Below are 24,525 nucleotides of genomic sequence, written 5' to 3' on the forward strand. Positions count from 1 at the left end.
TCCAGACTCCTTTAAAGGGCGTTGATCAGTGTGCTGAAGGTTTCTTGCGCGGCCTTGATGATCTGCGACGACGCGGTGTAGTACTGCTGGAACTTGATCATGTCGCCCGCCTCCTCGTCCAGGTTGACCTGGGACACGGAGTTGCTGGCCGCTTTGTTCGCGGCCAGCAAAGCGCCGGTGGCGGTGCTGTCGGTGTTGGCCTGGGCGGCCTTGGAACCGACTTGGGACACTAGCCGGCTGTTGGCGCTGACCAGGCTCACGCCCGCATTGCCATCCACCGCACCGACCGTCGCCTTGGTCTGCAAACCCAGCAATTGCTGAGCGTTGCGGCCATCGGAGGTGGCGCCACTGTTGAACGAAAAGGTCGTGCTGTCGCCGTTGGCGGGCGTGCCCGCCACGGTGGTGTCGAAACTGAAGCTCTTGCCTGGAATCAACGTACCGCTGGCATCACGCATCGGCACACTGATAGAGACCTTGTTGCCCTGGCCCGGAATGATGCTGCCGGTGCCGATCGGGTTGCCCTGGGCATCGCTCACTGTGTAGGACTGGGTGCCGTCTGCCGCAGGCTTGCCAAACACCATCTTCACCGGCATCGAGTTTTCGATCCCGGTGCGCAATTGCGCGCTGGCAGCGCCACCGTTGATATCGATCGGCAGCGTCAATGTCGGCGGCGTGAACGTGCCGGTGCCGGTGTTGGTAGTGCTGGCATTGCCGGCCAGTGGCGCCGCGAACGCGAGCTTGTTCGGGTCCTTGAGGTCAACGCTGATGTTGCTGGCCCCGGTGGCCGTCGGGCTGACCTTGAAGCTGTCACCGGCAGCCATCGGCCCCTTGCCATCGAGCGCCAACGTGAAGCCGTCGATCACGGGCGGCGGCGTGGTGGTGGTGTCGAACGAGCCCATGGCTTTGCCGTCGGAGCGCACCACGTTGTACTGGTTGCCGCTGGTGAAGGTGACTTTGTAGTCGAAGGTCGAGAGCTTGCTGCTGTCGGCAATCGTCACATTCAGGTTGCCCGAGCCTGCGCTGTTGCCCGAGGCTGCCTGGCTACGCTGGGCAATGGCCGCGGCGCTGTTGATGTCGCTGAACAACGACGAACCAAAATCGCTGTTCAGGTCCAGGCCCTGGCCCAACTGGCTGTTGACGCTGTCAGCGGTGGCAATGGCAATGCGGCCCAGGTCGTTGATGGCCGGTATCAGCGCATCACTGCGATAGCGCAACAGGCCGCCGATGCTGCCGCCGGACACCACGTTGCCGATGTCCATCGGCGTGTCGCCCATGTTGAGCTGAATGGTGTACTGGCTGTTGTCGGTTTTGCTCGGCACGGCCGAAATCGTGTTGGCCACACCGCCTTCTACCAGCGACTGGCCGGTGCCGGTGGTGATGCTGAACTGGCCGTTCTTCTCGGTGGCCGTTACGCCGATCAGCTCGTTGAGCGAACGCACCGCCTCGTTACGCGCATCCAGCAGGTTGGCCGGCGCACTGGTCGACGAGCCCTGGGCAGTTGCGATTTGCGTGTTCAGCGACGCAATCGACGACGTCAGCTTATTGACCTGATCACTCATGGTGCTCAGTTGACTGTTGATGCTTTCTTTTTGCTGGGTCAGCTGAGTCGAGATCGCGTTGAAGCGGTTGCTCAGGGTCTGGGCGCTGGTCACCAGCAGTTGGCGCGCGGACACGTCGCTCGGGGTCGCTGCCGCGGTTTGCAGGGACGCGAAAAACGCGCTGAGCACCGCCGACATGCCGGTGGACTTGTCAGACAGGGTCTTGTCAATCGCAGCCGCCTGGCCCGCGTAGGCGGTGGCGTCGCTGTTGAGGGCCGTGCTGCTCTGGTAAGCGGCGCCCAAGAAATCGTTATAGATGCGGCGCACATCCGCCAGGGTCGTGCCGCTGCCGATGTACACGCCGCCGTACTGATTGTTGGCGCTGGCGTTCTGGGTGGTCTGCTGACGCGAGTATCCCGGGGTGTTGACGTTGGCAATGTTGTTACTCAGGACCGACAACGATCCTTGAGCGGCGTTGAGCCCCGACATCCCGATATTGAGCAAACTCATGATTCAGACCTTATAAATGAGTGGATGCGCCCGCGGCAGCGTAATCCTGGTAACTGTTCATCGTTTTGGCGATCTGCGAAATCTTGCTGGCGTAGTCCGGGTCGGTTGCATATCCGGCTTTTTGCAACTCGCGCACAAACTGTTCCGGGTTGTCGGCTGATTTCACAACTTCTTTATAGCGATCATTGCTTTGCAGCAATGTCACGAGGTCGTGGAAGCTGTCCTGATAGGAGTTGTAGGAACGGAATTGCGCCGTTTCCTTGACCATCGACCCATCACGAAACTCGCTGGTAATTGCACGCGCCTGGCCGCCCTGCCAACTCTGCCCGGCCTTGATGCCGAACAGGTTGTGACTGCTGCTGCCGTCCTCGGCGCGCATGACCGATTTGCCCCAACCGGTTTCCAGCGCGGCCTGGGCCACCAGGTACTTGGGGTCGACACCGATGCGCGCGGCGGCCGCCTTGGCCATCGGCAGCATGGTGGCGACAAATTCATCCTGCGAGCTGAAGGCTTTCTTCGCCGGCGCCAGCGGTGGCTGGGCGATGGCGCGGCCATACACCTGCATGCGCCCGCTCGGTACGGCAATGCTGCGCGCGGTGCTGTTGACCACGTTGTCGGCGGCGGCGCTGTTACGCAGCGGCGCGCTCTTGGCATCGATGGCGACCGGCGCGTTCGGCACGATGCCGGCCAACAGACGGTCAGTCAGCTTGCTCGGCAAGGCGATACGGCGCTGGTTCATCAGCTCCATGTCATTGGCGTGCGCGCTCGCGCCTTCAGGCACGGCCACGCGATAAGCCCACAGCGGACGCTGGCCGTTGGAGCGGCCCAACGGCCCTTCGGCTTGGGTGCCTGCGGCGATTTCAGTCGGCACATCGACCTTCTTCGCTGGCGCTTGCGCCGCCTCCGGGCCCTGCAACGTGGCCGCCTGGGCGTCCACCGGTTTGTTCTTCTGCATCTGGCGCATCAGCACGTCGGCCAGGCCAATACCACCGCCTTCGCGAGACATCGAAACCGCCAACTGCTGGTCGTACATTTCCTGGTATTGCTTGGCCGCCGGCGTATTCAGCGGGTTGTCCTTGCCCAGCGCTTCCGTGGCCGAACGCATGGACTTGAGCATTTCGCTGAGGAACAGCGACTCGAACTCCTGCGCGACTTTGCGCATGTTGCCTTCGCTGTTCTTGTCGGCGCCGACCTTGAGCTGGTTAAGCCGATTCAGGTCGGAGTAAGACCCCGAATCCGCCGTGCTGCTGATCCCGCTCTTGCGCATATCCATGACCATGGCTCAGATCACTATCAGGTCGGCTTGCAAGGCGCCGGCCTGTTTCAGCGCTTCGAGGATCGCCATCAAGTCGCCTGGGGCTGCGCCCACCTGGTTCACCGCGCGGACAATCTCGTCCAGCGTGGTGCCGGGGCCGAACTTGAACATCGGCTTGGCTTCTTGCTGAGCATTCACCCGCGAACGCGGCACTACCGCCGTCTGGCCGTTGGACAAAGGCCCAGGCTGACTGACGATCGGGTCTTCGGTGATGGTCACGGTCAGGCTGCCGTGGGTCACGGCCGCCGGCGATACCTTGACGTTCTGACCGATCACGATCGTGCCGGTACGCGAATTGATGATGACCTTGGCCACCGCCTGGCCTGGATCGACCTCGAGGTTTTCCAGGATCGACAGGTAATCGACACGCTGGCTTGGGTCCAGTGGCGCTGTGACGCGGATAGAGCCGCCGTCAATGGCCTGGGCCACGCCAGGGCCGAGCATGTCGTTGATCTTGTCGACCACGCGCTTGGCGGTGGTGAAGTCCGAACGGTTGAGGTTCAAGGTCAGGCTGTTGCCCTGGTTGAAGCCGCTGGGTACGGTGCGTTCCACCATGGCGCCGCCCGGGATACGCCCGGCCGATGGCACGTTAACGGTGATCTTCGAACCGTCACGGCCCTCGGCGTCAAAACCACCGACCACCAGGTTGCCCTGGGCGATGGCGTAGACGTTGCCGTCGATACCCTTGAGCGGCGTCATCAGCAACGTGCCGCCGCGCAGGCTTTTGGAGTTACCGATGGACGAGACGGTGATGTCCACCACCTGACCCGGCTTGGAGAACGCCGGCAAATCGGCACTGATGGACACGGCCGCGACGTTTTTCAGTTGCACGTTGCCCGAACCCGGCGGCACCTTGATACCGAACTGCGAGAGCATGTTGTTGAACGTCTGCAGGGTGAACGGGGTTTGGGTGGTCTGGTCACCCGTGCCGTTAAGCCCCACCACCAGGCCGTACCCGATCAGTTGGTTGGAGCGCACGCCGGAAATACTGGCGATGTCTTTCAACCGCTCAGCCAAGGCCCCTGTGCTCAAGGCCAGCAACAACGCGGCAGCCATCAGCTGTTTGAGTTTCAAAGTGGCCACCTAGAAAGGGAACAGCGGGCTAAGGAAGAAACGGTCGAACCAGCCTGGCTGACTCGCATCAGCAAACGAACCTGTACCCGAGTAGGTAATGCGCGCATCTGCAATCCGCGTCGACGGCACGGTGTTGTCGGTGGAAATATCATCGGCGCGAACCATGCCCGCAATGCGCACCAGCTCGTCGCCGGTGTTGAGGGTCATCCACTTTTCACCGCGTACGGCGATGATGCCGTTGGGCAGTACATCGGCGACGGTCACGGTGATCGAACCGGTCAGGCTGTTGCCCTGCCCCGCCGCACTTTTGCCGTTCGTGGCGCGGTCGCCGCTGTAGCCGGCGTCCAGGCTCAGGTCACCGCTGCCCAGCGGGTTATTGGTGTTGGGCACGCCACCGAACAGCGACGTCAGGCCAATGCTGGTCTTGCTGGTCTTGCCGATCTGCGAGTTGGCATTTTTGCTGGCCTGGGTTTTCTCGTTCAGGGTGATGGTGATGATGTCACCCACACGGAACGCCTTGCGGTCGCTGTACAGGTTCTGTTCGAAACCGGCCTGGTAGATCGAGCCATTGTTGGCCGCCGCCGGCAACGGCGTGCGTGGCAACACCGGCGCGTAGTACGGGTCATTGGGTTTTGGCGTCGGGGCGACACAGCCCGCGAGCACGGCGATCCCACTCAATGCCAGAACAGAAACATAGCGATTCATGACCCTTACCTCACGGTGTTGCAGGCGCCGTCGATGGCGCCCCATAGACTTGATTACAGATTCTGCGTTACGAACGAAAGCATCTGGTCGGCGGTGGAAATCACCTTGGAGTTCATCTCGTAGGCGCGCTGGGTGGTGATCATGTTGACCATCTCCTCAACCGTGCTCACGTTGGAGGTTTCCAGGGTGCTTTGCAGCGTGGTGCCAAAACCGTTCAGGCCAGGGGTGCCGATTTGCGGCGCGCCGCTGGAGGCGGTTTCCAGGAACAGGTTGTTACCCATCGCTTGCAGGCCGGCCGGGTTGATGAAGTCGGCGGTTTGCAGGTTGCCGATCACTTGCGAAGCCGGGTTGCCGGCCACGGTGATCGACACGGTGCCATCGTTGCCGACGGTAAAGGTCTTGGCATCGGCGGGAACCACAACAGCCGGCTCCAGGGCGAAACCGTTGGCCGTGACGATCTGGCCATTGGAGTCGAGGTGGAACGTGCCGTCACGGGTGTAGGACGTGGTGCCATCCGGTTGCAGGATCTGGAAGAAGCCGCGCCCGTTGATGGCCATGTCCAACGGCTGACCGGTTTGCTGCAGGTTACCGGCGCTGAAGTTCTTCTGCGTGCCAACGATCTGCACACCGGTACCCAGTTGCAGGCCCGACGGCAATTCGCTGTCCTGGGTCGATTGGGCGCCCGGCTGCTTCTTGATCTGATAGAGCAAGTCCTGGAACTCGGCGCGGTCACGTTTGAAGCCCGTGGTCGACACGTTCGCCAGGTTGTTGGAAATGGTGGTCAGGTTGGTGTCCTGGGCGGACAAACCTGTTTTGGCAACCCATAGAGCCGGAAGCATGCTGTTCTCCTTCGTGCGCCTGTTTGTTGGCGCTGCGCTGCAAAATTAGTAGTCGGTCAATAACGCGGCAATCAGCTCATCGCCAGAACGCGGGTCATGGCCTGGTCGTCTTCCTTGGCGCTGTTCATCATCTTGATGTGCAGCTCGAACTGCTTGGAAAGCGACAGCACCGCGGTCATTTCTTCAACGGCGTTGACGTTGCTTGCCTGCAGGAAGCCCGACGTCAGCGTGACGTTGGCATTCGCCTGGGCCGGCTGGCCATCCTTGGTGTGGATGGTGCCGTCGAGGCCCTTGGTCATGTTCTTGAGGTCCGGCTGGACCAACTTGATGCGGTCCACTTCAGCCATTACCCGCGGGCCTTCGCCCATGGCGCGGATGCTGATGGTGCCGTCGGCACCCACTTCGATTTTCTGCTGCGGCGGCACCGCAATCGGGCCACCGTTGCCCATGATCGGCATACCGTTGCCGGCCCGCAGCACGCCCAGCGCATCCACATTCATGCTGGCGCTGCGCACGTAGGCTTCACTGCCATCGGGGGTTTGCACGGCCATCCAACCGTCGCCGCTGACCGCCACGTCGAGGTCACGACCGGTTTCGATCATGGCGCCCGGGGAGAAGTCGGTGGCTGGCCGCTCGGTCATTGCAAACGCGCGCGCCGGAAAGCTGTCACCAAACACCGGCATCGAACGCGCCTGCTCCAGGTCACGCTGAAAACCGTTGGTGGAGATGTTCGCCAGATTGTTGGCATGGGCCTTCTGCGCCAGTGCATTCTGGCTGGCGCCGGTCATTGCCACATAAAGGTACTTGTCCACGCTCTATCCTCTTTCTGACGGACGCTTGCCGCCCACCGCTGTACTGATGAGGCTTAAGCAATTTGCGAACCAACTTTTAAAAACGAGGAAAAGTCCAGGCGGGACGGGGGTTTGCGCGCAGGCATGGAGATTAGGTGGCTGGACGAGAGTCGAAAAAACGGCGGACTACTGCCGCCTGCGGCAAGCACAGGTCTTGAAGATGACAAATAACAAATGTGGGAGCGGGCTTGCTCGCGAATGCGGTGTATCAGTCTGCACATGTAGTGACTGACACGTCGCATTCGCGAGCAAGCCCGCTCCCACAGTTTTAATCGTGTGTAGACCGCCAGTTATTTATCGGCCTTGAGGATTTCATAATCACGCAGCTTATTGGCGATGGTGGTGTGCGACACGCCCAAGCGCTTGCCCAGCTGCCGGCTGCTGGAATGCTCGGCATATAAGGCTTCCAGCACCGCCTTCTCGAACCGGCCGACGATCTGCTCCAACCCTCCCTCCAACGAGAAATCGCCAAGCGGCTGACGCACCCCATAATCCGGCAAGCGAATATGCTCTGCCTTGACCGTCCCGCCTTCGCACAACGACACCGCCTGAAACAGCACGTTTTCCAGCTGGCGCACATTGCCCGGCCAGTGATAGTGGCTGAGCCGGTCCATCGCAGCCGGTGCCAGCTTGGGCAGCGGGCAACCGATCTGCCGGCTGGCTTGATCGAGGAAATGCTCAACCAACGGCGCCAACCCATCCAGGCATTCGCGCAACGGCGGGATATGCAGCGACAGCACATTGAGGCGGTGATAAAGGTCCTGGCGGAATTCGCCGCGGGCGCAAAGCTCAGACAAGTCCACCTGCGTCGCACAGATTACCCGCACATCCAGGTAGACCTCTTCATCACTGCCCACGCGGCGAAAGCATCCGTCCTGCAGAAAACGCAGCAATTTCACCTGCAGACGTGCGCTCATTTCACCGACGCCATCCAGAAACAACGTACCGCCTGCCGTCAGCTCCAACAGACCCAGCTTGCCTTCGGCCCGCGCGCCTTCAAACGCACCAGGCCCGTAGCCAAACAGCTCGGTCTCGGCCATTGACTCCGGCAAGCCTGCGCAATTGAGCGCCATCAATGGCGACTGCCCACGCGGGCTGGCCAGGTGACAAGCGCGGGCCAACAGCTCTTTGCCGGTGCCGGTTTCGCCTTCTATTAATAGAGGCGCATCCAAAGGCGCCATGCGCCGCGCCTCGCGCACCACGGCCGCCATGACCCTGGAGCTCTGGAAGATGCTGTCGAAACCACGCAGTTCCTGCTTGCGCACGTTGTAGATGCGCTCACCGACGCGGTCGGCGCGGTGCAGGGTCAGCACGGCACCCGCCATGGCTTCGCTGTCATCGTGTTCGGAGGATTGCAGCGGCGCGATGTCCGCCAGGAATACGTCGCCCTTGACCTTGACCCGCAAGCCATTGATCCGCGACTTACTCGCCCGCACCAGTTCCGGCAGGTCGAAGTCCTCGGCATAGCGCGACAGTGGAATTCCCGGGACCTCGTCCACGCGCACTCCGAGCAACTGCGCCGCCGCGCGGTTGGCGGCAACGATGGAGCCGCCCATGTCGATCGACAGCACCGGAAACTCCAGGGCGCCAAGCAGCGCATTGAGCTCCATATGCCGACGTTCGCTGGGCATCAGCCCTACCCGCTTGACACCAAACACCCCGGCAATGGCTTCAAATTGCGGGCGCAGCGCCTGGAACTGCATGTTCACCAGGTTGGGGCAAAACAGGTAAATCGCATTGCCATGTTCGCCACCGACCTCGCCCTTGGCGACGTTGACGCCGTACTCCACCAACAGGTTGAGGATGTCCCGCAGGATGCCGATACGGTTTTGGCAGTGCACTTTAATACGCATGAAAAAGCCCGAAAGGTGGGAAGGCGCCGCGTCTTTTTGCCGCTGGGCGCAGATAGTCGTCAAGATTATGTGACAGTCCATGAGCATTTCACAGCCCAATACAACGATGAGTCCGGCCATCGTAACGAATACTTTACAAAAACCGGTAACAATTCCTACAGCATTAGGCCGCAGCCCGATGGAATCCGGCGCCTTGCGGGTTATCAATAGGCTCATCGCAGGACATAACAAGAACGAATGCCTAGCAGGAGAGCCGTATGAAGCAAACGCACTACGTGGCCCGCGAGCCCGATGCGCAAGGTTTTATCCACTACCCGCCGGAAGAACACGCGGTGTGGAACACCCTGATCACGCGCCAGTTGAAAGTGATCGAGGGTCGCGCCTGCCAGGAATACCTGGACGGCATCGACAAGCTCGGCCTGCCGTTGGACCGCATTCCGCAACTGGGTGAAATCAACCAGGTGCTGGCCGAGACCACCGGCTGGCAAGTCGCCCGCGTGCCGGCGCTGATCCCCTTCCAGACCTTCTTCGAATTACTCGCCAGCAAGCAGTTTCCGGTGGCGACCTTTATTCGTACCCGCGAAGAACTGGACTACCTGCAAGAGCCGGATATTTTCCACGAGATCTTCGGCCACTGCCCGCTGCTGACCAACCCCTGGTTCGCCGAATTCACCCACACCTACGGCAAGCTCGGCCTAACCGCGACCAAGGAACAGCGCGTGTACCTGGCGCGCCTGTACTGGATGACCATTGAGTTCGGCCTGGTGGACACCCCACAAGGCCGGCGCATCTACGGTGGCGGCATTCTGTCGTCGCCCAAGGAAAGCGTGTATTGCCTGTCGGATGAGCCCGAGCACCAAGCCTTCGACCCGCTCGAAGCGATGCGCACGCCGTATCGGATCGACATCCTGCAACCGCTGTATTTCGTCCTGCCTGAGCTCAAGCGCCTGTTCGAAGTAGCGCAGGAAGACATCATGGGCATGGTCGAGCGCGGTATGCAGTTGGGTCTGCACGCGCCGAAATTTCCGCCCAAACCCAAAGCGGCTTGAACCTTATGTTTTGAGGCCAGGTGAGTCTGTTCCCTGGCCGCGCGTTGCTTTAGGGTGACGCCACTGACGACCGTTTTTCAAACACTCGAATTCAGGACACTTCCCATGACCACCTTGAACCAAGCCCACTGCGAAGCCTGCCGTGCCGACGCCCCGCAAGTCAGCGATGAAGAGTTGCCGGTACTGATCAAGCAGATTCCCGACTGGAACATTGAAGTACGCGACGGCGTGATGCAGCTGGAAAAGGTTTTTCTGTTCAAGAACTTCAAATTTGCCCTGGCCTTTACCAATGCCGTGGGTGAAATCTCTGAAGCCGAAGGCCACCACCCAGGCCTGCTCACCGAGTGGGGCAAAGTCACCGTGACCTGGTGGAGCCACTCGATCAAAGGCTTGCACCGCAACGACTTCATCATGGCCGCGCGCACTGACGAAGTGGCCAAGGACGCCGAGGGCCGCAAGTAATGCATTTCGATGCCATTGGCCGCGTGCCCGGCGACCCGATCCTCGGGCTGATGGACCTGTATGCCCAGGACAGCAACCCGAACAAGTTCGACCTGGGCGTCGGCGTCTATAAAGACGACCAGGGCCTCACGCCGATCCCGCATTCGGTAAAACTCGCCGAACAGCGCCTGGTAGACACCCAGACCACCAAGACCTACATCGGCGGCCACGGCGATGCGGCATTCGGTGCGCTGATCAGCGAACTGGTGCTCGGCGCCGACTCGGCCTTGATCCGCGACCGCCGTGCCGGTGCAACGCAAACCCCAGGCGGCACCGGCGCCCTGCGCCTGAGCGCGGACTTTATCGCCCATAACCTGCCGGGGCGCGGCGTGTGGCTGAGCGACCCGACCTGGCCGATCCACGAAACCATCTTCGCCAAGGCCGGGCTCAAGGTCAGTCACTACCCCTACGTGGGCGCCGACAACCGCCTGGATGTGGCCGCGATGTTGGCCACACTCGCCACGGTGCCCGAGGGCGACGTGGTGTTGCTGCACGCGTGCTGCCACAACCCGACCGGTTTTGACCTGTCCCAGGACGACTGGCGCCAGGTGCTGAAGATTGTGCGCGAGCGCCAATTGCTGCCGCTGATCGACTTCGCCTATCAAGGCTTCGGCGACGGTCTGGAGCAAGACGCCTGGGCCGTGCGACTGTTTGCCGCAGAGCTGCCGGAAGTGCTGATCACCAGCTCTTGCTCGAAAAACTTTGGCCTGTACCGCGACCGTGTCGGCGCGTTGATCGTGTGCGCGGCGGATGCTGAAAAGCTCACGGATGTGCGCAGCCAGCTGGCAAACACCGCGCGTAATCTGTGGTCGACGCCGCCGGACCATGGCGCCGCCGTGGTGGCGACCATCCTTGGGGATGCCGAGCTGAAAAAGCGCTGGAGCGACGAAGTCGAAGCCATGCGTTCACGGATCGCGCAGTTGCGTTCAGGCCTGGTAGAGGCGCTGGCGCCCCACGGGCTGGCCGAACGCTATGCGCATATCGGTGCGCAGCGCGGGATGTTTTCCTACACCGGCTTGAGTGCCGAACAGGTCAAGCAACTGCGCGAGAAGCACAGCGTGTACATGGTCAGTTCGGGACGAGCCAACGTGGCGGGCATCGACGCGACGCGTTTGACCCTGCTGGCCGAGGCCATCGCCGACGTTTCCCACTGAAGAAACGGGGAATAAATGGGGGAGCGGGCGTGCTCGCGAATGCAGTGTGACAGTCACCCAATAGATTGACTGACACTGCGCATTCGCGGGCCAGCCCGCGCCCACATTTGAATGGTGTTGGTTTTTAGCCCGCAACCATCTCGGCTTTGATCTGCGCTTGCTTCGCCTGCGCATCCGCCAACCGATACAACTCGATATGCCCGTCCCAGTGCTCGATCAACGCCGTGCACGACTCCACCCAATCCCCGCAGTTGAGGTAATCCACCTCGCCCACCTTGCGGATTTCCGCGTGGTGAATATGCCCGCAGACCACGCCATGCAACTCGCGCTTGGTCACTTCGTGGGCGATCGCCTCCTCAAAGTCGCTGATAAAGCTCACTGCCGTTTTGACCTTGTGCTTGAGGTACGCCGACAGCGACCAGTAGCCGTAGCCATACCGCGCCCGCCAGTGATTGAGCCAGCGGTTCAGCGTGAGGGTGAATTCGTAGGCCGAGTCGCCGAGAAACGCCAGCCAGCGGTGGTACCGGGTGATCACATCAAACTGGTCGCCGTGGATCACCAGCAAGTGCCGGCCATCGGCGGTGACGTGCACCGCTTCGTCGACCAGTTGGATATTGCCCAGGATCAGCTTGGAATAGCGCCGCAGGAACTCGTCATGGTTGCCGGTGACATAGATCACCTCGGTGCCGCGCTTGGCCATGGTCAGCAGGCGGCGGATCACGTTGGTATGGGCCTGGGGCCAATACATGCCGCCGCGCATTTTCCAGCCATCAATGATGTCGCCAACCAGGTACACCTTGTCGGCGTGGTAACCCTTGAGAAACCGCGACAAGTGTTCGGCCTGGCAGTCCCGCGTGCCCAGGTGCACGTCGGAAATCCACAAGGTACGAACCCGTTGTTTACGACCGGGTTTGGCGAATTCGGCACGGGTCATGGGCATCCCTCGACGGTGTTTTCGCGAGCTTGCGCCCTGGTGGTTAATAGCCCATGACAGCGGTGCGTCAGTCTGATGACAGCGCCTGGCGCCCGCGAAGCGTTGTAGACTGGCGCCCTGCACCCTCAGGAGACTGCGATGAGACCGACGCTCACGCTGCGCCACTACCTCGAAGAGCCGCTTGCCCACAGCCATGACCATGCGCAGTTGGTGTTTGGCCTGTCCGGGCACCTGGACCTGGAAGTCGATGGCCGGGGCAGCCAGGTGAACGAAAACAGCGTGATGGTGCTGCCCTTCTCCGCCCACCACGCCTGCGGCAGCCGCGATGGCAGCCGCTGCCTGGTGCTGGATGTGCCCACCGAACATTGGGTCGTGCAATCGCTGGGCGAGCATGCCGATGCCAGCCGCCGCCTGCTCGACCAATCGGCACGCCTGACTCTGGATTCGCGGCAAAGCCAACTGGTGCAATGGCTGGCGCACAGCCCGGTGGATGACCCGCTGATCGTGCAGCAAGGCGCGGTGCTGTTATTGGCCAGCCTCAATCACCCGCTGGCCCAACCGATGCCGGGACGACGCCTGCCGTATGCGGCGTTTGATGCGCATATCGAGCGACACGTTGCGCACCCATTGCAGGTCGCGGACCTTGCGCGCATTGCCGGCCTGTCGGTCGCGCGCCTGCACGCGCGCTTTATCGCCGAGTGCGGGCAGACGCCGATGGACTACATCCGCGGGCGCCGCCTGCAGATGGCCTTGAACCTGTTGCGCAACACGCCGCTGCCCATCGGCGACATTGCCGAGCGCGTCGGCTACAGCTCGCAAAGTGCGTTTGCCGCCGCGATGTTGCGCGAATTTGGCGCGTCACCGGGCGCATTGCGGCGCTCATCATAGTCTTGCGACAAAAAACGCGAGCCGGACGACAGACGCCCACACCTCCAACCTCTAGACTGCGATTCTGTCACCCCGTTGGTTCAAGGATCGCAATGACTCCCCGCTCAGCCCTCGGCGCCCTGCATATCGGCGCACTGATGTTTGGCCTCACCGGCGTATTCGGCAAGCTGGCGGCGGCCTCGCCCGCCATCATCGTCTTTGGCCGGGCGGCCTTCGCCGTGGTGGCGCTCGCCGTGTTTGCGCGATTCGCCAGCAACACCACCTGGAAAACACTTCAGATGCGCGACTGGCGCCGCCTGCTGATCAGCGGCGTGCTGCTCGCGGCGCATTGGGTAACCTTCTTCATCGCGGTCAAAGTCGCCGGCGTCGCCGTCGCCACGCTTGGGTTTACCGCGTTCCCGGCGTTTACCGTGATTCTCGAAGGGCTGATCTTCCGCGAGCGCATTCGCGCCAATGAAGTGCTGCTGGTGGTACTGGTCAGTGTCGGCCTGATCCTGGTGACGCCGGACTTCAACCTTGCCAGCGCAGCCACCGGCGGCCTGCTCTGGGGCATTGCCTCAGGCCTGCTGTTTTCGCTGCTGTCGCTGAACAACCGCGCCAGTTCCGGGCGCATCCCCGCGGTGCAGGCGGCGCTGTGTCAGAACGTGGTGGTCGCGGCTTGTCTGCTGCCGGTGGCGGCACCCGGGCTGGCGGATGTGCGGGCAATTGACTGGTTATGGATCGGGCTGCTCGGGGTGTTCTGTACCGGCCTGGCCCACAGCCTGTTTGTCGCCAGCCTGGCGGTGATCAAAGCGCGCACCGCCTCGGTAGTGTTTGCCATGGAGCCGGTCTACGGCATCACCGCGGCCTGGGTGCTGTTTGCCGAAACCCCGACCCTGCGCATGCTGCTGGGCGGCGCGCTGATCATCGTCGCCATCGTGCTTTCCGGGCTGATGGGCAGCACCAGCCAAGCCAAGGCGCCTGCGGCGACGGCCTGATGTTCAGGCTGTGCGGTCGTTGTGGCCCAGATCCCGCTGTGGGTCGATCTGGTCACGCACGCGCTGCTTGAGCACCTTGGCTTCGGGGAAGCCGCCGTCGGCCTTGCGCTCCCAGATCTGCACGCCATCGCAGGTGATGCGAAACGCGCCGCCGGTGGCCGGCTCCAGCGCCACACGGCCCAGGTCATCGGCAAACGTACTCAACAATTCCTGGGCCAGCCACGCGGCGCGCAACAGCCACTGGCACTGGGTGCAATAGGTGATGACGATCTCGGGTTTGCTCAGCGACATAATTTGAGAGGTTCCTGGCATAACGGGCTGGGTGAATCGGGTGGCTATAATACCGGCCTTTATTGCCCAGCCTCGAGATTCATGATGCGCCGCCTGTTGTCTTGCCTGTTTCTGTGTTTGCTTCCATTGCTCGCCGACGCCGTTGAAACACCCCGCCCCAAAATCGGCCTCGTGCTGTCCGGCGGCGCCGCGCGTGGCCTGGCGCATATCGGTGTACTCAAGGCCCTGGAGGAGCAAGGGATCCAGATCGATGCGATTGCCGGCACCAGCATGGGCGCGGTGATTGGCGGGCTTTACGCCTCGGGCTACAAGATTGATGAGCTGGAAAAGCTCGCGCTGAATATCGACTGGCAACAAGCGCTGTCCGACGCACCGCCGCGCGAAGACGTGCCGTTTCGACGCAAACAGGACGACCGCGACTTTTTGGTCAAACAGAAGCTCAGTTTCCGTGACGACGGCAGCCTCGGCCTGCCACTCGGAGTGATTCAGGGTCAGAACCTGGCACTGCTGCTGGAAAGCATGTTCGCCCACAGCAGCAACACGCGTAACTTCGACAAGCTGCCGATCCCGTTCCGCGCGGTGGCCACCGACATCACCACCGGCGAAAAAGTCGTGTTCAACAAGGGCCACTTGCCCCAGGTGATCCGCGCGAGCATGTCGATCCCGGCGGTGTTCGCCCCGGTGGAAATCGACGGCCGGCTGCTGGTGGACGGCGGCATGACCGACAACATCCCGCTGGACGTGGCACGCGAGATGGGCGTCGACATTGCCATCGTGGTCGACATCGGCACCCCGCTGCGTTCGCGCAAGCAACTTGCCACTGTCGTCGATGTGCTCAACCAGTCGATCACCCTGATGACCCGGCGCAACTCTGAAGAGCAACTCAAGGCGCTGCACCCCAAGGATGTGCTGATCCAACCGCCGCTGGCGGCCTACGGCGTGACGGACTTCGGCCGCGCCAAGGACATGATCGACGCCGGCTACCGCGCCACCCGCGCGCTTGATATACGCCTGGCACACCTGCGCCCCGCTGAGCCTGTCGACCCGCAACTGATCGCGGCCCGCACGCCCGGCGAGCGCACGCCCGTGATCACCGCCATCAAGGTGGAGAACGACTCGAAGGTCAGCGATGACGTGATCCGCTATTACATCCGCCAAAACCTGGGCGAGCCGTTGAACCTGGGCCGTCTGCAAACCGACATGGGCACCCTGTACGGCCTGGACTACTTCGAGCAGGTGCAATACCGCGTGGTGAAAAAGGGCCAGGACAATACCCTGGTGATCAGTGCTCGCGGCAAACGCAGCGGCACCGACTACTTGCGCCTGGGCCTGAACCTGTCGGATGACATGCGCGGCGACAGCGCCTTCAACCTCGGCGCCAGCTACCGCATGAATGGCATCAATCGCCTCGGCGCCGAATGGCTGACGCGGGTGCAGATCGGTGATCGCCAAGAGCTGTACAGCGAGTTCTACCAGCCACTGGATGTCGGTTCACGCTACTTCGTCGCGCCCTATATCAGTGCCCAGGCGCAGAACGTTGAACTGATTCTGGACAACGATCCCATCTCCGAATACCGCCTGGAGCGTTATGGCTTTGGCTTGAACGTCGGTCGCCAGATCGGCAACAGCGGCGAAATCCGCTTCGGCGTCGGCGAAGCCTGGGGCAAGGCGGACGTGCGCATCGGCGACCGCGACCTGCCGAGCGTGAGCTTCAGCGAGGGCTTCTATGAACTGAAGTACTCGTTCGACTCGCTCGATAACGTGTACTTCCCACACACCGGCGAAGACATCGGCCTGGCGTTCCGCGAATTCGAGCCCGGGTTAGGCTCGGACCAGCGCTATCGACAATGGGAGTTCAAACTGGACAAGGCCATGAGCCGCGGCCCGGACACGCTCATACTGGGCGGCCGTTACGGGCGCACTCTGGATAAATCCGACGTGGTGGTGTCCAGCTTCCTGCTGGGCGGCGCGCGGCAATTGTCGGGCTTTCGCGAAGATGCGATCTCGGGGCAGAACATCGCTCTGATGCGCGCGGTGTACTACCGCCGCCTGACGCCGCGCTCGTACCTGCCGCTGGATTTCCCGCTGTACCTGGGGGCCTCGGTGGAACGCGGCCGGGCGTGGAACAACGACAATCAATTCGACAGCGGTTACATCAACGCTGCGAGTATTTTCCTGGGGTTCGATACCCCGCTGGGGCCGCTGAATTTCAGCTACGGGTTCAATGATGACAATCAGCAGGCGGTGTACCTGAACCTCGGCCAGACGTTCTAGGCACAAAAAAAAGTGGAAGCTGGCAAGCCAGCTCCCACTTTTTGATCACTGGCGAATCCCAGATCAGGACTTTTCCAGATTCGCCAGGATGTGCCCATGCACACGCATGCACACGCGCAGATCCTCTTCATCCACGCCCACAAACAGCTCATGGCGCAACGCGGTGGCAATGGTTTCAATCTGGTCAATCAACGGGCGGGCGGTGTCGCACAGCAATATGCGTTTGGCACGACGGTCTTCCAGCACCGCCTGGCGTTGCACCAGACCCTGACCTTCAAGGCTGTCGAGCAGGCGGGCCAGCGTCGGCCCTTCGACGCCAACACTTTGAGCCAGCTCGCGCTGAGTGGGCGCTTCCGCAAAACGGGCCAGGTGCAACAGCACCAGCCAACGCGCCTGGGACAAACCCAGCCCCGCCAAGCGGCGGTCCAGTTCGGCGCGCCAACCTCGGGACATTTGCGCCAACTGCATGCCAAAGCGGTGTTGATCGGTTAAAGGCATAAAAAACTCATGGTTTAGACTGAAAATAAAGTGTGGCTAATTATTAGTCAGCTAAGCATGAGCCATGCCAGGAGGCAAGCGCCGCTCTGTACTGATTCGTTACATTGGCGCAATTGGCACACTAAATTTCGAATTCCGACTGCAAAGCAGCCCGCACGCAATACAAAACACCTTCAGGCACACGGCCGGTAAACAGCGGCGCGATCTCCGCAACCGGTGGCAATTCGCCCTCTCCGTCGAGGAATGCATCCTGGATTTCACCGAGCAAATCTTCCGGCAAATCAAGGGCCTGCTCCAACGACAACTGCTGCTTGCCGATGGATTCGGCCAGCAGGGTATAGACGTTTTTTTCCGAACATTGCAGTTGGCCGGCAATCTGGATCGGGGTCATGCCGGCACGCGCCAGGCTGATCAATTCGTGGCGAATATCGGCGACTTCCTTCGGCGCCTCGGCCTGGCCGCCGAGCACTTCGAGGAAGGCTTGCCCGTAGCGTTCCAGCTTGCGCGCGCCGACGCCGCTGACCCGGGCCATTTCGGCCATGGTGGTCGGCTGCTCGCGCAGCATCTCCAGCAACGTGGAGTCGGGGAAAATAACGTAAGGCGGCACGCTGTGTTCCTGCGCAAGTTTGCGTCGCAGGGTGCGCAAGGCTTCCCATTGCTCGCGCTCTTCGCCACGGACCAACTGGCTGGCCTGGCTGGTGCTGCTCTTGGCCGTGGTCTGCGGTTTGAGGTCGCGACGCAGCTCCAGGCTCACTTCGCCCTTGAGCAATGGCCGGCAACTGTCGTTCAGGCGCAGGCCGCCATACCCTTCCAGGTCGATGTCCACCAGGCCGCGGGCGACCATCTGCCGGAACAGTGAGCGCCACTCGCCTTCAGCGCGGGCTTTGCCGACGCCATAGACCGAGAGTTTTTCGTGGCCGAAGCTGCGCACTTTTTCGTTGTCCTTGCCCAGCAACACATCCACCAGATGGCCCACGCCGTAACGCTGGCCGGTGCGATAGATGGCTGACAACGCCTGGCGCGCCGGCTCGGTGGCGTCCCAGGTCTGCACGCCGTCCACGCAGTTGTCGCAGTGGCCGCACGGCTCGGGCATGTCTTCGTCGAAGTACGCCAGCAGCGTTTGGCGGCGGCAGCGCGTCTCTTCACACAGCGACAGCATTGCGTCGAGCTTGTGCTGCTCCAGTCGCTTGTGACGCTCGTCGCCCTCGGAGTTCTGCAGCATCTGCTTGAGCATCACCACGTCTTGCAGGCCGTAGACCATCCAGGCATCCGCCGGCAGGCCATCACGGCCGGCGCGACCGGTTTCCTGGTAATACGCCTCGAGGGACTTGGGCAGGTCCATGTGCGCGACAAAGCGCACGTTGGATTTGTCGATACCCATGCCGAACGCGATGGTCGCCACCATGATCAGGCCTTCCTCGTTGAGAAAGCGCTTCTGGTGGGCAGAGCGCGTTTCATTGGGCAGGCCCGCGTGGTACGGCAGCGCCGGGTAGCCTTGCTCGCAGAGGAACGCGGCCACTTCATCGACCTTCTTGCGCGACAGGCAATAAACGATGCCCGCATCGCTGCGCCGCTCGGACAGGAACGCCAGCAACTGCTTGCGCGGCTGCTCCTTGGGCACGATGCGGTAGTAGATGTTCGGCCGGTCGAAACTCGACAGGAAGCGCTCGGCGTTCTGCAAATGCAGGCGCTCGACGATTTCTTCACGGGTGCGTTTGTCGGCAGTGGCCGTCAACGCGATGCGCGGGACGTCGGGAAACAATTCCGCCAATTGGCCCAGCTGCAAATATTCGCGACGAAAATCGTGGCCCCATTGCGATACGCAGTGGGCTTCATCGATGGCGAACAGGGCGATTTCCAGGCTCTGCAAAAACGCCAGCATGCGCGGCTGTACCAGACGCTCAGGGGCCAGGTAAAGCATCTTCACTTCACCGCGCTTGATGCGCGCGGCCAGGTCGCGCTGCTGCTCGGCGCTGAGGGTGGAGTTCAAGGAGGCGGCGGCGACACCAAGCTCTTCAAGGGTGGCGACCTGGTCGTCCATCAACGCGATCAGCGGCGACACCACCACGGCCAGGCCGTTACGCAACAGCGCCGGCACCTGGAAGCACAACGACTTGCCGCCGCCGGTAGGCATCAGCACCAGGGCATCACCGCCACTGGCCACGCGCTCAATGATCGCACCCTGGCGGCCACGAAAACTGTCGTAGCCGAAGATGTCCTTGAGGACGCGTTGAGCCTGCTCGAGCATGTAAAACTCCAAAATGGTGCCGAAATCCCTCTGTACAGGCTGGCCGAAAAACCCCGGCTTCACGGGAAATAATCCGTAAGCGAAGTTTTCGCGGGTTGGCGCTTGGCCTGCAGGGGCATCACAAAACGCGGCAGTATACCCGAGCGTCGGTCCGCAAAGGGCGCCACTGACGAACAGCGACTGCTATCTAAAACCTGGCAAATATGCCTTGCAGCTGGCCTGGGGGCTCAAGAAAGCCTAGAATTGCGCATCGTTTATTCCCAAGGTATGCCGTAATGTCCTTCGCTGAGCAACTAACCCGCCTGCAAGCCTTCCTCGACGCCGATGAGCTGCATGACGAGGCGCTGGACTACGTGGCCGCCCACGGCTACCTGACCGCCCTGTCGATCTCTTCCGACATCGTGCCGGACCGTGAGTGGATCGACGCCTTGTTCGCTGAAGAGCCGCATTACGCCGATGCCGCCCAACGCGAAGAAATCGAATCCACCCTGCTGGCCCTCAAGGCCCACATCGGTCGCCAACTGGCTTCCGATGAGGAATTCGAGCTGCCTTGCGAGCTGGACCTCGGCGAAGACCCGGATGACTCCGACCTGCGCGGCTGGTGCATCGGTTTCATGGAAGGCGTGTTCCTGCGCGAAGCCGCCTGGTTCGAAACCGCCGAGGAAGAAGTCAGCGAAATGCTGCTGCCGATCATGGTCGGTTCGGGTCTGTTCGACGACCAGCCGGAATTCTCCGACATCGCTTCCGACGCCAACCTGATGGACGACATGATCGTACAGATCCCGGAAGCCCTGACCGCCCTGTACCTGTTGTGCAACGCCCCTGACGAAAAACCGGCGATCCTCAAGCCCCGTCACCACTGAGTCGTTTGCCCGTGTCCCCCATGGGCAATCGCTCGCTACTCCTGAGTTACGCACTGCTGGCCATCGGCTGGTTGAGCGTGGCGCTGGGAGTGATCGGCATCTTCCTTCCAGTACTGCCGACCACGCCCTTCCTGCTACTCGCCGCCGCCTGCTTCGCTCGAAGCTCCCCGCGTTTCTACCACTGGCTGGTGGAACACCCGCGCCTGGGCCCGTGGATCAAAGACTACCTGGACGGCAATGGCATTCCGCTCAAGGGCAAGGTCTACGCACTCGGCTTGATGTGGCTGAGCATTGGTTTCTCCTGCTACCTGGTGCCGCTGCCGTGGGCACGCGGTTTTATGCTCACCAGTGCCGTGCTCGTGACTGTCTATATTCTGCGCCAGAAAACCCTGCCGCCCCGCGAACGGTAGGCGCGGGCTTGGGTGGTAGCCGGGCTTGCCCGCGATAGCATCGCCACGGTGCAACTGTCACACCGCAGCGCCTGAATCGCAGGCAAGCCAGCTCCCACACTTGCCAGCAGCTACATAAGCCAGATCCTGCACACGACCTTGGTCGACACTGACTAACCCCAAGCATCATGCGAGACTGTCCCACCGGGCCTGGAATGCCTGGGTGTTCTTATGCTCGGAGTTACCATGACGCTGTCCAGCGGGCTGATCGCCGCCGTTGCCCTGGCCTATATGGCCATTATGTTTGCCATCGCCTTTTACGGTGACCGTCGCCATGCGCCGTTGCCGCCGAAAGTACGCGCCTGGGTGTACAGCCTGTCGCTGGCCGTCTACTGCACCAGTTGGACCTTCTTCGGTGCGGTAGGCCAGGCCGCCGAACAGCTGTGGGCATTTTTACCGATCTATCTAGGACCGGTACTGCTGCTTGTGTTGGCACCCTGGGTGCTGCAGAAGATGATTCTGATCAGCAAGCAGGAAAACATCACCTCCATCGCCGACTTTATCGCCGCGCGCTACGGCAAATCCCAGTCGCTGGCGGTGGTAGTGGCGCTGATCTGCCTGGTCGGCGTGTTGCCCTACATCGCCCTGCAGCTCAAAGGTATCGTGCTGGGCGTGAACCTGTTGATCGGCTCCGGCCCCGACACCACTGGCACGCGCGCCCAGGACACGGCCCTTATCGTGTCGCTGGTGCTGGCGCTGTTCACCATCGTGTTTGGTACGCGCAACCTTGACGCCACCGAGCACCACCGTGGCATGGTGCTGGCGATTGCCTTTGAATCCTTGGTCAAGCTGTTCGCCTTTCTCGCTGTCGGCGCGTTTGTGACCTACGGCTTGTATGACGGTTTCGGCGACCTGTTCAGCCAAGCGATGCTGGCCCCGCGCCTTGAGGAATACTGGAAAGAAACCATCAACTGGCCGTCGATGGTGGTGCAAACCGGCGTGGCGATGATGGCGATTATTTGCCTGCCCCGGCAGTTTCACGTCACCGTCGTGGAAAACATCGACCCGCAGGATTTACGCCTGGCCAAGTGGGTGTTCCCGGCCTACCTGATCCTCGCCGCGCTGTTCGTCATCCCCATCGCGCTTGGAGGCAAAATGCTGCTGCCCGGCTCGGTATTGCCGGACTCCTACGTGATCAGCCTGCCCATGGCCGAGGCGCACCCGGCCCTTGCCGTGCTGGCGTTTATTGGCGGCGCGTCGGCGGCGACCGGCATGGTGATCGTGGCCAGCATCGCCCTGTCGACCATGGTGTCCAACGACATGTTGCTGCCATGGCTGCTGCGACGCTCCAGTGCCGAGCGGCCGTTCGAAGTGTTCCGCCACTGGATGCTCTCGGTGCGCCGGGTCAGCATTGTGATCATCCTGCTGCTGGCCTACGTGAGTTACCGGCTGCTCGGCTCCACCGCGAGCCTGGCGACCATCGGCCAGATCGCCTTCGCGGCCGTCACCCAGCTGGCCCCGGCGATGCTGGGCGCGCTGTACTGGAAGCAGGCGAACCGGCGCGGCGTGTTCGCTGGGTTGGCGGCGGGCACGTTTTTGTGGTTCTACACGTTGGTCCTACCGGTCACGGCGAAAAGTCTGGGCTGGTCGCTGAGCCTTTTCCCCGGGCTGACGTGGATGCATTCACACCCGTTTGGCTTCTCCGTGACCTCGCTGACCTTGGGCACCGTGTTCTCGCTGGCGGGTAACTTCACGCTGTTTGTGTGGGTCTCGATGCTGTCGCGCACACGGGTCTCGGAGCATTGGCAGGCTGGACGCTTTATCGGCCAGGAAATCAGCCAACGCGCCAGCGCGCGCTCGATGTTGTCGGTGCAGATCAGCGACCTGCTCAGCCTGGCGGCGCGCTTTGTCGGTGAAGAACGTGCCCAGCAGAGTTTTATCCGCTTCGCCTATCGCCAGGGCAAAGGCTTCAACCCCAACCAGAATGCCGACAACGATTGGATTGCCCATACCGAACGCCTGCTGGCGGGCGTGCTCGGCGCCTCTTCGACACGCGCTGTAGTAAAAGCCGCAATTGAAGGGAGGGAAATGCAACTGGAGGACGTCGTACGCATCGCCGACGAAGCCTCCGAAGTGCTGCAGTTCAACCGCGCGCTGCTGCAAGGCGCCATCGAAAACATCACCCAGGGCATCAGCGTGGTCGACCAGTCGCTGAAGCTGGTGGCCTGGAACCGGCGCTATCTGGAGCTGTTCAACTACCCCGACGGTTTGATCAGTGTGGGCCGACCGATTGCCGACATCATTCGCTACAACGCCGAGCGCGGCCTGTGCGGGCCAGGGGAAGCCGAAGTGCACGTCGCGCGGCGCCTGCACTGGATGCGCCAGGGCCGTGCGCATACGTCCGAGCGCTTGTTTCCGAATGGGCGCGTGATCGAGCTGATCGGCAACCCAATGCCCGGCGGCGGGTTCGTCATGAGCTTTACCGACATCACCGCGTTCCGTGAAGCCGAACAAGCCCTGACCGAGGCCAACGAGGGCCTGGAACAACGGGTGACCGAACGCACCCACGAACTGTCGCAACTGAATGTGGCGCTCACCGACGCCAAAGGCGTGGCCGAATCCGCCAGCCAATCGAAGACGCGCTTTCTGGCGGCAGTGAGCCACGACCTGATGCAACCGTTGAACGCGGCACGATTGTTCTCCGCCGCCCTCTCCCACCAGAACGACGGCCTGTCTGCAGAAGCCCGCCAGTTGGTGCAGCACCTGGACAGCTCGCTGCGCTCCGCCGAAGACCTGATCAGCGACCTGCTGGATATCTCGCGCCTGGAAAACGGCAAGATCAATCCACAGCGACAGCCCTTCGTCCTTAACGAGTTGTTCGACACCCTGGGAGCAGAATTCAAGGCACTGGCCCACGAGCAAGGCCTGCGTTTTCGCCTGCGCGGCAGCGGTCTGCGGGTGGACAGTGACATCAAGTTACTGCGGCGGATCCTGCAGAACTTTCTTACTAACGCATTCCGCTATGCCGACGGCCCGGTGCTACTTGGCGTACGCCGACGCAAGGGCGAACTGTGCCTGGAAGTGTGGGATCGCGGCCCTGGCATCCCGCTGGATAAACAACAGGTGATCTTCGAAGAGTTCAAGCGCCTGGACAGCCACCAGACCCGCGCTGAAAAAGGCCTGGGCCTGGGACTGGCAATCGCCGACGGCCTGTGCCGAGTGCTCGGCCATCGTTTGAGCGTGCGTTCGTGGCCGGGCAAAGGCAGCGTGTTCAGCGTGCGTGTGCCGTTGGCGCGTAACCAGAGCAGCCCCAAGGTGAAGACTACGCAGGATAACGGGCTGCCGTTGAGCGGTGCCCAGGTGCTGTGTGTGGACAATGAAGAAAGCATCCTGATCGGCATGCGCAGCCTGCTCACGCGCTGGGGTTGCGAGGTGTGGACCGCTACCGACCAGGCACAATGTGCACTCTTGCTGGCCGAGGGCGTGCGCCCGCAACTGGCGCTGGTGGACTACCACCTGGACCACGGCGAGACAGGCACCGAGTTGATGGGCTGGCTGCGCGCGCAACTGGCGGAGCCGATTCCCGGGGTGGTGATCAGCGCCGATGGGCGCCCGGAAATGGTGGCCGAGGTGCATGCCGCAGGGCTGGATTATTTGGCCAAGCCGGTGAAGCCTGCGGCGTTGCGGGCATTGATCAGTCGGCATTTGCCATTGTAGGAATCACCGAATTCATTCCCCCTGTGGGAGCTGGCTTGCCTGCGATAGCAGTGGATC

At 61.8% G+C, this 24,525-nt stretch carries 20 protein-coding genes; 9 read left to right on the top strand and 11 right to left on the bottom strand.

All coding sequences use genetic code 11. The features are described from left to right. Nucleotides 1-11: 11 nt before the first annotated feature. The 7 genes from flgK to C4J83_RS21785 form a co-directional block, all read right to left on the bottom strand. A complete protein-coding gene (gene flgK, locus C4J83_RS21755) occupies nt 12-2,048 on the bottom strand; it encodes a flagellar hook-associated protein FlgK (protein ID WP_106576444.1) in 2,037 nt (678 codons plus the stop codon). Nucleotides 2,049-2,058: 10 nt separating this feature from the next. After that, the gene (gene flgJ / locus C4J83_RS21760; RefSeq protein ID WP_124418170.1) at nt 2,059-3,327 is read right to left on the bottom strand and encodes a flagellar assembly peptidoglycan hydrolase FlgJ; all 1,269 of its coding nucleotides are present in this window, start codon (nt 3,325-3,327) and stop codon (nt 2,059-2,061) included. A gap of 3 nt (nt 3,328-3,330) precedes the next feature. After that, nucleotides 3,331-4,419, bottom strand: a complete 1,089-nt coding sequence (locus C4J83_RS21765) for a flagellar basal body P-ring protein FlgI (RefSeq protein WP_106576713.1) — start codon at nt 4,417-4,419, stop codon at nt 3,331-3,333. Between the two features lie 27 nt (nt 4,420-4,446). Then, complete coding sequence (gene flgH, locus C4J83_RS21770) at nt 4,447-5,142, bottom strand: flagellar basal body L-ring protein FlgH (protein WP_003214607.1); 696 nt, start codon at nt 5,140-5,142, stop codon at nt 4,447-4,449. A gap of 53 nt (nt 5,143-5,195) precedes the next feature. Continuing rightward, complete coding sequence (gene flgG / locus C4J83_RS21775) at nt 5,196-5,981, bottom strand: flagellar basal-body rod protein FlgG (RefSeq protein ID WP_005790105.1); 786 nt, start codon at nt 5,979-5,981, stop codon at nt 5,196-5,198. 71 nt (nt 5,982-6,052) lie between these two features. After that, entirely contained in the window at nt 6,053-6,793 is a 741-nt protein-coding gene (locus C4J83_RS21780) for a flagellar basal body rod protein FlgF (protein WP_106576442.1), read from the bottom strand. Nucleotides 6,794-7,122: 329 nt separating this feature from the next. After that, nucleotides 7,123-8,685, bottom strand: a complete 1,563-nt coding sequence (locus C4J83_RS21785) for a sigma-54-dependent transcriptional regulator (protein WP_106576441.1) — start codon at nt 8,683-8,685, stop codon at nt 7,123-7,125. A gap of 257 nt (nt 8,686-8,942) precedes the next feature. On the opposite strand from C4J83_RS21785, the gene phhA reads away from it, so the two are divergent. The 3 genes from phhA (at nt 8,943) to C4J83_RS21800 (ending at nt 11,389) form a co-directional block, all read left to right on the top strand. Continuing rightward, entirely contained in the window at nt 8,943-9,734 is a 792-nt protein-coding gene (phhA, locus tag C4J83_RS21790) for a phenylalanine 4-monooxygenase (protein ID WP_124418171.1), read from the top strand. 105 nt (nt 9,735-9,839) lie between these two features. Further along, entirely contained in the window at nt 9,840-10,196 is a 357-nt protein-coding gene (locus tag C4J83_RS21795; protein WP_106576439.1) for a 4a-hydroxytetrahydrobiopterin dehydratase, read from the top strand. Then, nucleotides 10,196-11,389 carry an amino acid aminotransferase gene (locus tag C4J83_RS21800; RefSeq protein ID WP_124418172.1) on the top strand — a complete coding sequence of 398 codons (1,194 nt, stop codon included), beginning with the start codon at nt 10,196-10,198 and terminating at the stop codon, nt 11,387-11,389. Before C4J83_RS21795 ends, C4J83_RS21800 begins: the two co-directional genes overlap by 1 nt. Nucleotides 11,390-11,513: 124 nt before the next feature. Here the strand turns inward: C4J83_RS21800 and C4J83_RS21805 are convergent, their stop codons facing one another. Continuing rightward, nucleotides 11,514-12,323 carry a UDP-2,3-diacylglucosamine diphosphatase gene (locus C4J83_RS21805; RefSeq protein WP_124418173.1) on the bottom strand — a complete coding sequence of 270 codons (810 nt, stop codon included), beginning with the start codon at nt 12,321-12,323 and terminating at the stop codon, nt 11,514-11,516. 138 nt (nt 12,324-12,461) lie between these two features. Here C4J83_RS21805 and C4J83_RS21810 point away from each other — a divergent pair, with 138 nt between their 5' ends. Then, a complete protein-coding gene (locus C4J83_RS21810; RefSeq protein WP_124418174.1) occupies nt 12,462-13,211 on the top strand; it encodes an AraC family transcriptional regulator in 750 nt (249 codons plus the stop codon). Nucleotides 13,212-13,303: 92 nt separating this feature from the next. After that, the gene (locus C4J83_RS21815; protein ID WP_119742274.1) at nt 13,304-14,188 is read left to right on the top strand and encodes a DMT family transporter; all 885 of its coding nucleotides are present in this window, start codon (nt 13,304-13,306) and stop codon (nt 14,186-14,188) included. A 3-nt stretch (nt 14,189-14,191) separates the two neighbouring features. Here C4J83_RS21815 and C4J83_RS21820 read toward each other — a convergent pair whose 3' ends face one another. Next, a complete protein-coding gene (locus C4J83_RS21820) occupies nt 14,192-14,479 on the bottom strand; it encodes an Rdx family protein (RefSeq protein ID WP_106576434.1) in 288 nt (95 codons plus the stop codon). Between the two features lie 84 nt (nt 14,480-14,563). On the opposite strand from C4J83_RS21820, the gene C4J83_RS21825 reads away from it, so the two are divergent. After that, nucleotides 14,564-16,753, top strand: a complete 2,190-nt coding sequence (locus tag C4J83_RS21825; protein WP_119742272.1) for a patatin-like phospholipase family protein — start codon at nt 14,564-14,566, stop codon at nt 16,751-16,753. A 63-nt stretch (nt 16,754-16,816) separates the two neighbouring features. Here the strand turns inward: C4J83_RS21825 and C4J83_RS21830 are convergent, their stop codons facing one another. Both C4J83_RS21830 and recQ read right to left on the bottom strand, forming a co-directional pair. Further along, nucleotides 16,817-17,251: a MarR family transcriptional regulator gene (locus C4J83_RS21830; RefSeq protein ID WP_106576432.1), complete on the bottom strand. Its 435-nt coding sequence runs from the start codon at nt 17,249-17,251 to the stop codon at nt 16,817-16,819. 121 nt (nt 17,252-17,372) lie between these two features. Continuing rightward, entirely contained in the window at nt 17,373-19,499 is a 2,127-nt protein-coding gene (recQ, locus tag C4J83_RS21835; RefSeq protein ID WP_124418175.1) for a DNA helicase RecQ, read from the bottom strand. Between the two features lie 275 nt (nt 19,500-19,774). Between recQ and C4J83_RS21840 the strand changes: the two genes are divergently transcribed. From C4J83_RS21840 to C4J83_RS21850, 3 genes are all read left to right on the top strand, one after another. Then, nucleotides 19,775-20,362: a UPF0149 family protein gene (locus C4J83_RS21840; RefSeq protein WP_106576431.1), complete on the top strand. Its 588-nt coding sequence runs from the start codon at nt 19,775-19,777 to the stop codon at nt 20,360-20,362. A 20-nt stretch (nt 20,363-20,382) separates the two neighbouring features. Beyond that, the gene (locus tag C4J83_RS21845; RefSeq protein ID WP_124418176.1) at nt 20,383-20,772 is read left to right on the top strand and encodes a YbaN family protein; all 390 of its coding nucleotides are present in this window, start codon (nt 20,383-20,385) and stop codon (nt 20,770-20,772) included. Between the two features lie 225 nt (nt 20,773-20,997). Next, complete coding sequence (locus C4J83_RS21850) at nt 20,998-24,468, top strand: hybrid sensor histidine kinase/response regulator (protein WP_124418177.1); 3,471 nt, start codon at nt 20,998-21,000, stop codon at nt 24,466-24,468. The last annotated feature ends 57 nt before the right edge of the window (nt 24,469-24,525 follow it).

Source organism: Pseudomonas sp. LBUM920 (assembly GCF_003852315.1).
In the GTDB taxonomy this organism is placed as follows: domain Bacteria; phylum Pseudomonadota; class Gammaproteobacteria; order Pseudomonadales; family Pseudomonadaceae; genus Aquipseudomonas.